13 protein-coding genes and 1 pseudogene are annotated in these 13,212 nt (G+C 66.4%); 12 read left to right on the top strand and 2 right to left on the bottom strand.

Features of this window, described 5'->3' with window-relative positions; genetic code table 11:
- Positions 1–187, bottom strand: a pseudogene (locus tag ACLHHB_RS13045) (tripartite tricarboxylate transporter substrate binding protein); the annotation flags it as partial.
- A 109-nt stretch (positions 188–296) separates the two neighbouring features.
- Here ACLHHB_RS13045 and ACLHHB_RS13040 point away from each other — a divergent pair.
- From ACLHHB_RS13040 to ACLHHB_RS13030, 3 genes are read left to right on the top strand one after another with little or no spacing between them, the layout of a single operon-like run.
- A complete protein-coding gene (locus ACLHHB_RS13040; RefSeq protein ID WP_410218713.1) occupies positions 297–962 on the top strand; it encodes a response regulator transcription factor in 666 nt (221 codons plus the stop codon).
- Positions 959–2,359 carry a sensor histidine kinase N-terminal domain-containing protein gene (locus ACLHHB_RS13035; RefSeq protein WP_410218712.1) on the top strand — a complete coding sequence of 467 codons (1,401 nt, stop codon included), beginning with the start codon at positions 959–961 and terminating at the stop codon, positions 2,357–2,359. The genes ACLHHB_RS13040 and ACLHHB_RS13035 overlap by 4 nt, the downstream gene beginning before the upstream one ends.
- On the top strand, positions 2,329–3,351 hold the full coding sequence (locus ACLHHB_RS13030; protein ID WP_410218711.1) for an ABC transporter substrate-binding protein: 1,023 nt from the start codon (positions 2,329–2,331) through the stop codon (positions 3,349–3,351). The genes ACLHHB_RS13035 and ACLHHB_RS13030 overlap by 31 nt, the downstream gene beginning before the upstream one ends.
- On the opposite strand, the gene ACLHHB_RS13025 is transcribed toward ACLHHB_RS13030, so the two are convergent.
- Positions 3,342–4,007: an alpha/beta fold hydrolase gene (locus tag ACLHHB_RS13025; protein WP_410218710.1), complete on the bottom strand. Its 666-nt coding sequence runs from the start codon at positions 4,005–4,007 to the stop codon at positions 3,342–3,344. The genes ACLHHB_RS13030 and ACLHHB_RS13025 overlap by 10 nt on opposite strands.
- 88 nt (positions 4,008–4,095) lie before the next feature.
- On the opposite strand from ACLHHB_RS13025, the gene ACLHHB_RS13020 reads away from it, so the two are divergent.
- The 9 genes from ACLHHB_RS13020 to ACLHHB_RS12980 all read left to right on the top strand — a co-directional run.
- The gene (locus ACLHHB_RS13020; protein WP_410218709.1) at positions 4,096–4,977 is read left to right on the top strand and encodes a LysR family transcriptional regulator; all 882 of its coding nucleotides are present in this window, start codon (positions 4,096–4,098) and stop codon (positions 4,975–4,977) included.
- Between the two features lie 87 nt (positions 4,978–5,064).
- Positions 5,065–5,538, top strand: a complete 474-nt coding sequence (locus ACLHHB_RS13015) for a formate dehydrogenase subunit gamma (RefSeq protein WP_410218708.1) — start codon at positions 5,065–5,067, stop codon at positions 5,536–5,538.
- Entirely contained in the window at positions 5,535–7,052 is a 1,518-nt protein-coding gene (locus ACLHHB_RS13010; protein WP_410218707.1) for a formate dehydrogenase beta subunit, read from the top strand. The genes ACLHHB_RS13015 and ACLHHB_RS13010 overlap by 4 nt, the downstream gene beginning before the upstream one ends.
- Positions 7,049–9,979 (top strand): formate dehydrogenase subunit alpha, encoded by a 2,931-nt coding sequence (fdhF, locus tag ACLHHB_RS13005; protein ID WP_410218706.1) that lies wholly within the window; start codon positions 7,049–7,051, stop codon positions 9,977–9,979. Before ACLHHB_RS13010 ends, fdhF begins: the two co-directional genes overlap by 4 nt.
- A gap of 3 nt (positions 9,980–9,982) precedes the next feature.
- Complete coding sequence (gene fdhD, locus ACLHHB_RS13000; RefSeq protein WP_410218705.1) at positions 9,983–10,807, top strand: formate dehydrogenase accessory sulfurtransferase FdhD; 825 nt, start codon at positions 9,983–9,985, stop codon at positions 10,805–10,807.
- 13 nt (positions 10,808–10,820) lie between these two features.
- The gene (locus tag ACLHHB_RS12995; protein ID WP_410218704.1) at positions 10,821–10,997 is read left to right on the top strand and encodes a formate dehydrogenase subunit delta; all 177 of its coding nucleotides are present in this window, start codon (positions 10,821–10,823) and stop codon (positions 10,995–10,997) included.
- Between the two features lie 77 nt (positions 10,998–11,074).
- On the top strand, positions 11,075–12,031 hold the full coding sequence (locus ACLHHB_RS12990) for a diacylglycerol/lipid kinase family protein (RefSeq protein WP_410218703.1): 957 nt from the start codon (positions 11,075–11,077) through the stop codon (positions 12,029–12,031).
- A 3-nt stretch (positions 12,032–12,034) separates the two neighbouring features.
- Positions 12,035–12,826: a metallophosphoesterase family protein gene (locus tag ACLHHB_RS12985; RefSeq protein WP_410218702.1), complete on the top strand. Its 792-nt coding sequence runs from the start codon at positions 12,035–12,037 to the stop codon at positions 12,824–12,826.
- Between the two features lie 187 nt (positions 12,827–13,013).
- Positions 13,014–13,212: S1 RNA-binding domain-containing protein (locus ACLHHB_RS12980; RefSeq protein WP_410218701.1), on the top strand; the 199-nt coding region annotated here is incomplete at its 3' end.

Below are 13,212 nucleotides of genomic sequence, written 5' to 3'. Positions count from 1 at the left end.
CGGCCAGGTTCGTCACCTGCACCATGTTCGGCACCAACCCCAGTTCGGTCATGATCCGGCCGATCTGGCGGCAGGTAAAGTCCCATCCGCCGCCGGGGTTGGCGGGCGCGATGCATTCGGCAGCGGTGGCGGGAACGGCGACGGTCATCATCAGCGCGGCCGCGGCTGCACGGGTCCAATTTTTCATGCTGTCCTCCCAGACATGGCCCGCTCGGAAAGGGTGGCGGGCTTGCGACGTCCACAGTTTGATGAAAAGCTGACACGAACCTGTCACCCATTGTTGAAAAGTTGAGCGGATGCGTTTTCTTCTGGTCGAGGACAGCGAGGATCTGGCCCGGGCCGTCGCTTCGCGCTTGGCGATGGAAGGGCATGGCGTGGACCACGCGGCAACGCTGGAGGATGCGCGGCATTTTCTGGAAAGTGCGCCTTATGATCTGATCCTGCTGGATATTTCTTTGCCCGATGGTGACGGGAGGGACTTTTTGGCGCGCGAGCGGGCGGCGCGGCGGGATACGCCCGTGATCATGATGACGGCCAGTGCATCGGTCAGCGATCGTGTCAGCACGCTGGATCAGGGTGCCGACGATTATATCACCAAGCCCTTCGATTTCGCCGAATTGCAGGCCCGCTGCCGTGCTGTCCTGCGCCGCCGGGACGGGGCCGCGGACAGCCGCCGTCATTTCGCGGGCTTTGTGTTCGATTCGCTGGGGGCGACCGTCACCATCGGCACCGACACGCGCGAGTTGCGGGCGCGCGAGCTGCGATTGCTGGAAATCCTGTTGTCGCGGCCGGGCCAGGCCTATTCCAAGGCCCATCTGATCGACCGCCTTTTCTCGTTCGAGGAAGAGGTCAGCGACAACGCCATCGAGGTTTATGTCGGCCGGCTGCGGCGCAAGCTGGAAGGATCGGGCGCACGGCTGGAAACGCTGCGCGGTGTCGGCTATCGGCTGATCCCGGAATGACCGCGCTTGGCTGGCTGGTGGATCCCACGCGCATCGTGTCGCTGCGGCGGCGGCTGGTCTGGCAGTTCCTGGTGCTGTCCGGCCTGTTGGTCGTGGGTCTCTTCGTGACGGTGGGCTGGGTGGCCGACCGGGCGTCGCGGGCGTCGCAGGATGCGGTGCTGGGCGCGGCGGTGACCGCGATCGCCGAAGGCATCCGCAGCGTGGACGAGGGGCTGGAACTGGATCTGCCTTATGCGACCTTTTCCATGCTGGGGGCGATGGGGGACGAGCGTGTCTTTTATGCCCTTTCGGTGGGCGGGCGCGTGATCACCGGTTATGACGATCTGCCGGCCGCACCTCCAAACGCACAAAGCGACCTTCAGCCGGTCTTCTGGGATGCCGATTACCGCAACGCGAGATTGCGGCTGGCTGCTGTGGCGCGGCCCATGCTGATCGACAACCGGCTGCAGCAGGTGGTGGTCAGCCTGGGCCAGACGCGGCTGGGCCAGGCCGCCATCGCCCGGGATACGGCGCGCAGTGCCGCCTGGGCGGCGCTGGCCTTTCTGGTGCTGGCGCTGCCGGTGGCGCTGCTGGCCGCGCAGGCGGTGCTGGCGCCGATCCGCAACCTGGCCGACGTGGTGGGCCGGCGCGGCCCGCGCGACCTGCGCCCGGTGCGCCACCACACCCCGCGCGAGCTGGCGCCCCTGCTTCGGGCGCTGAACGAACTGATCGGGCGGCTGCGCACGGCGCTGGAGTTGGCGGAAACCTTTATCTTCGAAGCAGCCCACCGCATCCGCACGCCCTTGTCGCTGGTGCGCACCGAGGCCGAGCTGGCGCTGTCGGAAACCACCGACCCCGCCACCCGCATCCGCCTGCGCCGCATGGTCCGCGCCATCGGGGAAAGCAGCCGTTCGGCCAGCCAGATCCTGGATCACGCCATGGTCCTGTATCGCACCGACCAGTTTGCCGCGGCATCCATGGACCTTGCGGCGCTGACCCATGCCGTGCTGCGTTCCGTGGCGCCCCTGGCCGAGATGCGCGATATCGACATCGTCCAGAAGGGCCTCGACCAGCCCTGCCTGATCGAAGGGGACGAACGGATGCTGGAGATCGCCCTGCGCAACATCCTGGACAACGCGGTGAAATATGCCAGTCCCGAGGGCCGGATCGAGGTGGATCTGCTGCGCGAGAACGGGCAGGCCGTGCTGGCCGTGCGCGACGACGGGCGCGGCCTGTCAGGCGATCCCGCCAAGCTGGTCGGCCGTTTCCGGCGCGGGGGGAACGTGGGCGATGTCGGCGGCTCGGGTCTGGGCCTGACCATCGTGACCGAGGTGGCGGCGGCGCATCGGGGCCGCTTTCACCTGATGCCGCGCGACGAGGGGGGAACATGCGCCTTGCTGCATTTGCCATTGGCCTGATCCTGCTGGCCACGGGATCCCAGGCCTTCGAGGTGGAGTCCGAGAATTTCTTCGGCCCCGAGGGCGGCGGCGCCATCACCGTCCTGTCCACCACCGATACCGCCGCCTTTGCGCCCGTTCTCCAGGACTTCGCCGAGCGACATCCGGGGCGGCGGGTCCATTATGTCCAGGCTTCGTCGACCGAAATCTTTGCCGCCATCCATGACGAGGGTGCGCAATTCGATCTGGTGATCAGTTCGGCCATGGATCTGCAGATGAAGCTGGCCAATGACGGTTTCGCCGCTGCCGTGGCGCCCGAGGCCCGGGGCTTGCCCCCCTGGGCGCGCTGGCGTGACCGGCTGTGGGGCATTGCGCTGGAGCCGGTGGTGACGCTTGCCTCGCGCAGCGCCCTGGGCGACCTGCCGCTGCCGCGCACCCGGCGCGACCTGATCGCCATGCTGCGGGAAAACCCGGACCGTTTTCGCGGGCGGGTTTCGACCTATGACCCGCTGGTTTCAGGGGTGGGCTATTTCCTGGTCGCGCAGGATGATCAGGTGTCGGACGGTTTCTGGCGGCTGGCCGAGGTGATGGGACGACTGAACGCGCGGTTGTTCTGTTGTTCGGGCGACATGATCGCGGAACTGCGCGACGGACGGATCGCCGTGGCCTATAACGTGGTGGCCAGCTATGCCGCGCGGTTCCGCCCGGACGATCCCGACCTGGTGCAGCTGGCCTTCGAGGATTACACCTTTGCCATCCTGCGATCGGCCCTGGTGCCGGTGAACGCCCCCGACCCCGAGGGGGCAGCCCTCTTGCTGAACTACCTTTTGTCCGATCCGGCGCAGAGGCTGATTGCCGCCAGTGCGGGCGTGGCACTGGTGCCGGGAACGGGTCCTGTGCCGTCGCCGCAGCTGCGGCCCATCCGACTGGATGCGGGGCTGCTGGTTTATGACGACCGGCTGCGGCGGGCGGGGCTTTTGGCGGAATGGCGGGCGGCGCTGATTCAGCCCTGATCGCGGGCCATGCGGTCGATCATCCGCGCCAGCGCCAAGGGATCCGACAGAAAGGGCGAATGGTCCCAGTCGGTCCGCTGCACATGGGGAACCGGAGCGCGGTCCAGCATCGCGGCCTGCAGTTGCGGCGGGATGGCACGATCGTTGCCGCAGAACACGTAATGCCGCGGGACAGTCGCGCGGGCAGGTCCAGGCAGGGTATCGCGCATCGGTCCCGGCGGTTGTGGACGCAGCCGGGGCAGGGCATCGGCAACGACTTCGGCAGAACAGCGCGAATAAAGCATCCGGTGCGCCGCGGCCGGCGGCAGGATCAGGCGGCCGTGGTCATCGCGCGGCCAGGCCCGGGGCGGCGCCGGCAGCAAACGGTCCAGCCGTGCAAGGCTGTCACCCGGCAGCGGCAGATAGGAACACAGGTGGATCAGAAGCCGGGGCGGGTGCACCTGCGCCAGTGCTTCGGCCACCATTCCGCCCATCGAATGGCCCAGAACAATGCGCGCCGCAGGCAGCGCCGCCACGCAGTCGGCCAGGCGCGTGTCTGGCGCATCGGGCAGGTTGGGGCAGGCGACATGGTGGCCGGCGGCCCGCAGCGCCCGTGCCGTCCGGTCCCAGCACCAGCCGCCATGCCAAGCCCCATGGATCAGGAGGATATCGATCATCGATTCAGTCTTGCGTCCCGGGCCCCCGCCTGCAAGCGCTTGACCGCTGCAAGCCTGCAGGTCTTGATGCCGCCAAAGGAGTTTTCCGATGATCGACAAGCTGGAAATGTTCCTGGCCGTGGCCAAGGAGGGTCATTTCGGCCGCGCGGCCCAGACACTGGGGATCACGCAGCCGACTCTGTCCGCCGGGATCAAGCAGCTTGAGGAAACATTGGGCGTTCTGCTGATCTTTCGCGGGTCGCGTTATGGCGGCCTGACGCCCGAGGGCCAATCGGCGCTTGTCTGGGCGCGCCGCATCGTCGGCGACGCACGGCAGCTGCGGGAAGAAATGCGGGCCGTCCGCCACGGCCTGTCGGGACGGCTGCGCATCGCGGTCATCCCCACCGCGCTGACCTGGGCGGCACGGTTGGCGGCGCGCTATGGCGAGGCGCATCCCAACGTGGGCTTTACCATCCTGTCGCGCAGTTCCGTGGCGATCCTGCAGATGATCGAGGATCTGGAGGTCGATGCCGGCATCTCGTACCTGGACAACGAGCCCCTGGGCAAGGTCAGCGCCGTTCCCCTTTACGACGAACGCTATACGCTGGTGGTGCCGCAGGCGCATCCGCTGGCGGGGGGCGGCGCCGTGGCATGGAACGCGCTGGACGGGCAGCGGCTGTGCTTGCTGAGCCAGGACATGCAGAACCGCCGCATCATCAACCGCCGCTTGGCCGAGGCGGGCGTGAACCCGCTAGCGATGGTCGAATCGAACTCGACCGTGGTGCTGGTGTCCCAGGTGCTGGCGGGAGGCTGGCTCACGATCCTGCCGGAAGACATCGCGGGCTTTCTGGCGCAGGGCAAACCGTTGTCGCTGGTGCCGCTGGAGGAGTCGGGGCCAGGCCATGCGGTGGGCCTGATCGCGCCTTGGCGAGAGCCGCATACCCCGGTGCTGGAGGCGCTGCTGACCGAAGCGCGGCGGATGGTTCGATAGATAATTTCTATCACACGACGAAACTGCGATATTGATTTACGATCATGAAAGCTGTTCTCTCGGCCACCAGACTGTGAAAGGCCAGCCATGATCGACCACGCGCCAGCCCCTTCTGCGGATGAGATCCGCGATGTCGTCCTGCCCCTGAAGGGGCTGGAGGGGCCTCTTCTGCCGATGCTTCATGCCATCCAGGAGGTGTGGGGCCATGTCCCGCAGGCTGCGGTGCCGGTGCTGGCCGATCTGTTGAACCTGGGCCGGGCCGAGGTTCACGGCGTTATCAGCTTTTATCATGATTTCCGTGACCATCCTGCCGGACGGCGCGTCCTCAAGATCTGCCGGGCCGAGGCCTGCCAGTCCGTCGGCGGCGCGGATGTTGCGGCCCGGACCCTGGCGCGGCTGGGCGTGGACTGGCATGGCACGACGCCCGACGGCGGCGTGACGGTCGAGCCCGTCTATTGCCTGGGGCTGTGCGCCTGCGGGCCTGCGGCGATGCTGGACGGCCGGGTGATCGGCCGCGTCGATGCGGAACGTCTGGCCGCCGAACTGGGGGTCAGCGCATGAAGATCTGGGTTCCGATGGACAGCGCCGCCAAGGCGCTTGGTGCGGACGACGTGGCCCGGGCCATTGCCCGCGAGGCTGCGGTGCGCGGCTTGGACGTGGAGATCATCCGCAACGGCACGCGCGGGATGATCTGGCTGGAGCCGCTGGTCGAGGTCGATGCGGGCGAGGGGCGGATCGGTTATGGCGCCGTGACCCCCGCCGATGTGCCGGCGCTGCTGGACGGGCGGCTGAACAGCCTGGGGCCGGTGGACATGCTGGACTGGATGCGCCGCCAGACGCGGCTGACCTTTGCGCGCTGCGGCGTGATCGATCCGCTGGATCTGGACGATTATCAGGCGCATGGCGGCCTGGCCGGCCTGCGCCGCGCCATCGGCATGAGCCAGGCCGAGATCGTGAAGGAGGTTTTTGACAGCGGCCTTCGCGGACGCGGCGGGGCGGGTTTCCCGACCGGCATCAAGTGGAAGACCGTCAGCGACGCCGTGGCCGACCAGAAATACATCGTCTGCAACGCCGATGAGGGCGACAGCGGCACCTTTGCCGACCGCATGATCATGGAGGGCGATCCCTTTACCCTGATCGAGGGCATGGCGATCGCCGGTTTGGGCGTGGGGGCGACGCGCGGCTATGTGTACCTGCGCTCCGAATACCCGGACGCGATCCGCGTGATGGAGGCGGCGGTCGTCATCGCCCGGAGCCGCGGCGTGCTGGGGCCGGATGTTCTGGGCAGCGGGCGCGCCTTTGACATGCAGATCCGCACGGGCGCGGGCGCCTATGTCTGCGGCGAGGAAACGAGCCTGCTGAACAGCCTGGAGGGAAAGCGTGGCACGGTGCGGGCCAAGCCCCCGCTGCCCGCGCTGGAAGGGTTCATGGGCAAGCCCACTGTCGTCAACAACGTCATCAGCCTGGCAACCGTGCCGGTGATCTTTGAAAAGGGTGCGCAGCATTACGCGAATTTCGGCCTTGGCCGGTCGCGCGGCACGGTGACCCTGCAGATTGCGGGCAACGTGCGTCATGGCGGGTTGTTCGAGACTGCCTTTGGCATGACCCTGGGCGAGGTCGTGAACGACATCGGCGGCGGCACCCTGTCGGGGCGCCCCGTCAAGGCCGTGCAAGTGGGCGGGCCCTTGGGCGCCTACATGCCGGTCAGCAAATTCGACACGCCGATGGGATACGAGGAATTCGACCAGAAGGGCGGGCTGATCGGTCATGCCGGCCTTGTCGTTTTCGATGACACTGCCGATATGCTGCAGATGGCCCGCTTTGCCATGGAGTTCTGTGCCGTCGAGTCCTGCGGCAAATGCACGCCCTGCCGGATCGGCGCGGTGCGGGGGGTCGAGACGATCGACCGCATCGCGAATGGCGACCCCGGCGCGGCAGCCCTGCTGACGGACCTGTGCGAGACGATGAAGGATGGATCGCTTTGTGCGCTCGGGGGCTTCACGCCCTATCCGGTCATGTCCGCGCTGACGCAATTTCCCGACGATTTCGCCACCCATAAGGAGGCAGCGGAATGAAAGACTTCATCATCCCCCAGTTCGCACCCGGCGACGACCGTGACATGGGCACCCCCGCCCGCAACGGCGCCCCGGTCAGCCTGACCATCGACGGGTTCGAGGTGATCGTCCCCGAGGGCACGTCCGTCATGCGCGCGGCCTTCGAGGCCGGGATCGAGGTTCCCAAGCTGTGCGCCAGCGACTACATGGAGGCCTTTGGCTCCTGCCGGTTGTGCGTGGTCGAGATCGAGGGCCGGCGCGGCACGCCCGCCAGCTGCACGACCCCTGTCACCGAGGGCATGATCGTCCACACCCAGTCCGACAAGGTCCGCAAGATCCGCAAGGGCGTGATGGAGCTGTATATCAGCGACCACCCGCTGGACTGCCTGACCTGCGCGGCCAATGGCGACTGCGAGCTGCAGGACGCGGCGGGTCAGGTCGGCCTGCGCGACGTGCGCTATACGCCGGGCGACAACCACTTCGACCCTTCGGGAACCGGCGCGCGCAGCCAGTCCGAGGCCAGGCTGCGCGGGTCGGTCCAGACAAACCCGCAGTTCACGCCCAAGGACGAAAGCAACCCGTATTTCACCTATGACCCCAGCAAGTGCATCGTCTGTTCGCGCTGCGTGCGGGCCTGCGAAGAGGTGCAGGGGACCTTTGCGCTGACGATCGAAGGGCGCGGTTTTGACAGCCGTGTCAGCGCCGGTGCGGCGGTGGACAACTTCCTCACCAGCGACTGCGTCAGCTGCGGCGCCTGCGTGCAGGCCTGCCCGACGGCGACCCTGCAGGAAAAGTCGGTGGCGGAACTGGGCACGCCCACGCGTTCGGTCATCACCACCTGCGCCTATTGCGGCGTCGGCTGCAGCTTCAAGGCCGAGATGAATGGCGACCGGCTTGTCCGCATGGTGCCCTACAAGCACGGTAAGGCGAACCGGGGCCACAGCTGCGTCAAGGGCCGTTTCGCCTATGGCTATGCGTCGCACAAGGACCGCATCCTGAACCCGATGATCCGCGACACGATCGACGAGCCTTGGCGCGAGGTCAGCTGGGACGAGGCGCTGAGCTTTGCGGCGAACCGGATGAAGAACATCCAGGCCAAGCATGGCCGTCGTTCGGTGGGCGTCATCACCTCCAGCCGCTGCACCAACGAGGAAACCTATCTGGTGCAGAAGCTGACCCGCGCGGTGTTCGGCAACAACAACACCGACACCTGCGCGCGCGTCTGCCATTCGCCCACGGGCTATGGCCTGGGCAAGACCTTCGGCACCTCGGCCGGGACCCAGGATTTCGACAGCGTGGAGCATACGGATGTCGTGCTGATCATCGGTGCGAACCCGACGGACGGGCACCCCGTCTTTGCCAGCCGGTTGAAGAAGCGGCTGCGCGAAGGGGCCAAGCTGATCGTGGTCGATCCGCGCCGCACCGACATCGTCCGCTCCGCCCATGTCGAGGCGCAGTATCACCTGCCGCTGCGTCCGGGCACCAATGTGGCGGTGGTCAGCGCGCTGGCGCATGTGATCGTCACGGAAGGTCTGATGGACGAGGCCTATATCCGCGACCGTTGCGACTGGGACGAATTCCAGCACTATGCCGAGTTCATCAGCGATCCGCGTCACGCCCCCGAGGCCACCGAGGCGCTGACCGGCGTTCCGGCGGCCGACCTGCGGGCGGCGGCGCGCCTGTTCGCCACCGGCGGCAACGGCGCGATCTATTACGGGCTGGGCGTGACCGAGCATTCGCAGGGCTCCACGACCGTGATGTCGATCGCCAACCTGGCGATGCTGACCGGCAATATCGGCCGCCCCGGTGTGGGCGTGAACCCGCTGCGCGGCCAGAACAACGTGCAGGGCGCCTGCGACATGGGGTCGTTCCCGCACGAGCTGCCGGGATACCGCCACGTCAAGCTGCCCGATGTCCGCGCGATCTTTGAAAAGGCCTGGGGGGTCGAGATCGACTCGGAGCCCGGCCTGCGCATCCCCAACATGCTGGATGCGGCGGTCGAGGGGACCTTCAAGGGGTTGTACTGCCAGGGCGAGGACATCCTGCAGTCGGATCCGGACACGCACCACGTGGCGGCGGGCCTGCGCGCGATGGAATGCGTGATCGTCCATGACCTGTTCCTGAACGAGACCGCGAACTATGCCCATGTCTTCCTGCCGGGCAGCAGCTTCCTGGAAAAGGACGGGACCTTCACCAATGCCGAGCGTCGCATCAACCGCGTGCGCAAGGTCATGCAGCCCCGCAACGGCTATGAGGACTGGGAGGTCACGCAGATGCTGGCCAACGCGATGGGAGCCGGCTGGCATTACACTCATCCTTCCCAGATCATGGAGGAGATCGCGACGACGACGCCCAGCTTTGCCGGTGTCAGCTATGAGCGGCTGGAGGAGCTTGGCAGCGTCCAGTGGCCCTGCAACGAGGCGGCGCCCACGGGTACGCCCTTGATGCATGTGGACGGCTTCATGTCGGGCAAGGGCCACTTCGTGATCACCGAATACGTGGCGACCGACGAGCGGACCGGCCCGCGCTTTCCGCTGTTGCTGACGACGGGGCGCATCTTGTCGCAGTACAACGTCGGCGCGCAGACCCGGCGGACCGAGAACACGGTCTGGCATGATCAGGACGTGCTGGAGATCCACCCCCATGACGCCGAGGTGCGCGGCATCAATGACGGGGACTGGGTGCGGCTGGCCAGCCGGGCGGGGGAAACGACGCTGATGGTCACGCTGACCGACAGGGTCGCGCCGGGCGTGGTCTACACGACCTTCCATCACCCGGCGACGCAGGCTAACGTGGTGACTACCGATTTTTCGGACTGGGCGACGAACTGCCCGGAATACAAGGTCACCGCCGTGCAGGTCAGCCCCTCAAACGGTCCTTCGGACTGGCAGGAGCGTTACAACGAGCAGGCTGAGCGGTCACGGCGGATCCTGTCAGCCGCGGAGTAAGCGATGACCCTGCCTGCCCCAGTCCATTCCGTGGACGCGACCCATTACCGCCCGGGCAGCCGCGCACGCGTCACGCGCGCGCTGCCCGAGGAAACGCCGGTCGCCATGGTTTATGGTGGCACGACGCAGGCGGTGATGATGGCCACCCCGGCGGATCTGGAGGATTTCGCGGTCGGCTTTTCGTTGACCGAAGGAATTGTCACCGCCGCCGACCAGATCGACCGGCTGGAGGTCATGGCCCATCCGCGCGGGGTCGAGGCGCAGATGTGGCTGAAGGACGACCGGGCCGAAGCACTGGCCGCGCGGCGGCGTTTCATGGCAGGGCCGGTGGGCTGCGGGCTTTGCGGCATCGACAGTCTGGATGAGGCGACGCGCGCGCTGCCCGATCTGTCTGGCGTGGGGCCGCTGCTGGACGTTTCGCAGGTTGCGGCGGCAACCGAGGATCTGCGCGGGTGGCAGCCGCTGCACGACCAGACACGCGCCGTTCATGCGGCAGGCTTTCTGTTGCCGGGGCAGGGTATCGTGCTGGCGCGCGAGGATGTGGGCCGGCACAATGCGCTGGACAAGCTGATCGGCGCCATGGCCCGGCAGGGTATTCAGGCGGCGGACGGCGCCTTTGTTTTGACCAGCCGCGTGTCGGTCGAGATGGTGCAGAAATGCGCCATCGCCGGGGCCGGCCTGCTGATCGCGGTCTCCGCGCCGACCGTTCATGCGCTGCGTCTGGCGACGGACGCGGGCATCACCCTGGCCGCCTTTGCCCGCGGCGAAGGGTTCGACCTTTTTTCCCATCCCGAACGGCTGAATGCCAAGGTATCCGATGTCGCCTGAAAAGATGGTCCTGATGGCCAACCAGATCGCCGCCTTCTTTGACACGCAGCCCGGCAATTCGGCCGAGAAGATCGCGGCCCATATGCGCGATTACTGGGAGCCCCGGATGCGGGCGCAACTGGCCGCGTATCTGGAGAATGGCGGACAAGGGCTGAAGCCGTCGGCGCTGGAGGCCGCGCGTCAGCTTTGAGCGCCCGATGAAACCTTGTCGGGGGTCCCGGGGTTTGGCCATGACGACACATCGGGTAAGCCGGAGACAGGCGCTTCATGCAGAACGGGACGGGCGATTTCAATCTGGGCAAGGCCCGGGTCTGCGTGATCATGAATCGCGGATCGGGGCGCAAGAAGCACCGGGCCCTTGTTGAACAGTTGCGGGAGCAACTGGAGCCGGCCTGCGGCAGCTATACCCTGCGCGAAAGCCGCAAGGGCAGCGACCTGCCGCAACTGGCCCGGCAGGTGGCGGGCGAAGGTTTCGACCTGGTCATCGCCGCAGGCGGGGACGGCACGCAATCGGCTGTGGCGGCGGCGCTGACAGGCACGGATGTTGTCATGGGGGTGCTGCCGGGCGGAACCTTCAACTATTTCGCCCGTGATCTGGGTGTGGGCGAGACCATTGACGATGCGCTGGAAACCATTCTGAATGCCAAGGTCGAGGCTGTCGATGTTGGCGATGTCAACGGACTGATCTTTCTGAACAATGTCAGTCTGGGGGCTTACCCCCAGATCCTGAAGACGCGGGAAGGGATTTATCGCCGCTGGGGTCGGTCGCGCATGGCGGCCTATTGGTCGGTGCTGGTGGCCCTGCGGCGGTTGCGGCGGCCGATGAACCTTGTGGCGCGGGTCGAGGGAGAGACGCAGCGCTATACCAGTGCCTTGGTCTTCGTGGCCCGCAGTGCCTATCAGCTGGACAGTTTCGGGCTGGAAGGGGCGGACGAGATCCGCCGCGGCCGGTTTGCGGTGCTGATCGCCAAGGCGCGGCAGCCGCTGCCGCTGATCCGTTCGGCCATCCGCCTTGCCTTCGGGCACAGCGCCAAGGATGATGATTTCGACCTGATCCTGACGGATGAGCTGCAGATCGAGACGCCGACGCGGCGTCAGCTTGTGGCCCATGACGGCGAAAAGGCCGTGCTCTACAGCCCGTTCAAGATGGTTGTCCGTCACGGAGAACTGCGGGTGCTGTTGCCTGCCGATGGCAGCAACAAGACTGCGGGCGTCGAAGGCTGACGGATGGCGCGTATCCTGCACCTGACGGACCTGCATTTCGGATTCCACCGTGCCGCCCTGATCGAGCCCTTGCTGGCGCGTATCGCGGATCTCCGGCCAGATCTGGTGGTCGTGACGGGCGATCTGACCCATCGCGCGCTGGAGCCGCAGATGATCGAGGCGCGGGCCTTCCTGGACCGGATCGCGGCACCCCTGATGCTGATGCCGGGCAACCATGACATTCCGGCCTGGAACCCCATGGCGCGGCTGTTCTGGCCCTTTGCGGGATTCAGGCGGCACTTCGGGCCTGTTCTCACGCCCATGGGGCGCGCCGGGGAGGTGCGGGTGATGTCGATCAACAGCGCCGATCCCTATGTCTGGCAACGTGGCAAGATCCGCGCCGGAGAGATCGGGCGCATCATCGGCGGCGTTGATCCGCTGGGCACTAATATCGTGACCCTGCATCATCCGCTGCAGCATCTGCCCATGGTCGACAAGGCGCTGGCGCGGCGGGCGCGCGAGGCGCTGTTCCGCATGGAAGCGGCCGGCGTGCAGATCGTGCTGTCGGGGCATCTGCACCGATCGGCAGTCGATGCGCTGCTGGAAAGCGGCCGTCATCCTCGCGTGCTGCAGATCCAGACGGGTACGGCGCTGTGCGCCCGCATCACGGACAGCCAGAACGAATTCGTCCTGCTGGAGATCGAGGGGACCGAGTTGCGGCTGGAGCGTCATCTGGCCCCGATGGAGCGCGCGGGCTTCATGGATCCGGAGGTGGCCGCCTATAGCAGGGCTTCGGGCGTCTGGAAGCGCGTTTAGGCGTTGAAATTCTCTGCAATTGCCGCTATGGGAGCGGCAGTCATACGGGCGACATGGTCAGAACAGACCGCTTTCGACAGGTCGGGCGCATTGCCTCGGCCTTTTGTCGTTGCCCTGAATGGCAGCATAAAGACCGGCGGAGCCAACCGTCAGGCCGGAAAACCGACACAAAGGAAACTGAACACGCATGTGCGCTAAAGCGACCATGGAGGAATTCGAGGCCCTCCTGAATGAAAGCCTCGAAATCGACACGCCGGACGAAGGTTCGGTGGTCAAGGGCCGGGTCATCGCCATCGAGGCGGGCCAGGCAATCATCGACGTCGGCTACAAGATGGAAGGCCGCGTCGATCTGAAGGAATTCGCAAATCCCGGCGAAGAGCCCAACA

Origin of the sequence: Paracoccus sp. (in: a-proteobacteria), from assembly GCF_046462195.1 — a bacterium.
Taxonomy (GTDB): Bacteria; Pseudomonadota; Alphaproteobacteria; order Rhodobacterales; family Rhodobacteraceae; genus Paracoccus.
Note: the sequence above shows the minus strand (reverse complement) of the source record. Positions and strands in the feature narration are given on the sequence as shown.

What these genes read in the sequence shown, in the direction of transcription:
- ACLHHB_RS13040 (WP_410218713.1), top strand. Translation starts at nt 297, where the DNA reads ATGCGTTTTCTTCTGGTCGAGGACAGCGAGGATCTGGCCCGGGCCGTC.
- ACLHHB_RS13035 (WP_410218712.1), top strand. Translation starts at nt 959, where the DNA reads ATGACCGCGCTTGGCTGGCTGGTGGATCCCACGCGCATCGTGTCGCTG.
- ACLHHB_RS13030 (WP_410218711.1), top strand. Translation starts at nt 2,329, where the DNA reads ATGCGCCTTGCTGCATTTGCCATTGGCCTGATCCTGCTGGCCACGGGA.
- ACLHHB_RS13025 (WP_410218710.1), bottom strand. Translation starts at nt 4,007, where the DNA reads ATGATCGATATCCTCCTGATCCATGGGGCTTGGCATGGCGGCTGGTGC.
- ACLHHB_RS13020 (WP_410218709.1), top strand. Translation starts at nt 4,096, where the DNA reads ATGATCGACAAGCTGGAAATGTTCCTGGCCGTGGCCAAGGAGGGTCAT.
- ACLHHB_RS13015 (WP_410218708.1), top strand. Translation starts at nt 5,065, where the DNA reads ATGATCGACCACGCGCCAGCCCCTTCTGCGGATGAGATCCGCGATGTC.
- ACLHHB_RS13010 (WP_410218707.1), top strand. Translation starts at nt 5,535, where the DNA reads ATGAAGATCTGGGTTCCGATGGACAGCGCCGCCAAGGCGCTTGGTGCG.
- fdhF (WP_410218706.1), top strand. Translation starts at nt 7,049, where the DNA reads ATGAAAGACTTCATCATCCCCCAGTTCGCACCCGGCGACGACCGTGAC.
- fdhD (WP_410218705.1), top strand. Translation starts at nt 9,983, where the DNA reads ATGACCCTGCCTGCCCCAGTCCATTCCGTGGACGCGACCCATTACCGC.
- ACLHHB_RS12995 (WP_410218704.1), top strand. Translation starts at nt 10,821, where the DNA reads ATGGCCAACCAGATCGCCGCCTTCTTTGACACGCAGCCCGGCAATTCG.
- ACLHHB_RS12990 (WP_410218703.1), top strand. Translation starts at nt 11,075, where the DNA reads ATGCAGAACGGGACGGGCGATTTCAATCTGGGCAAGGCCCGGGTCTGC.
- ACLHHB_RS12985 (WP_410218702.1), top strand. Translation starts at nt 12,035, where the DNA reads ATGGCGCGTATCCTGCACCTGACGGACCTGCATTTCGGATTCCACCGT.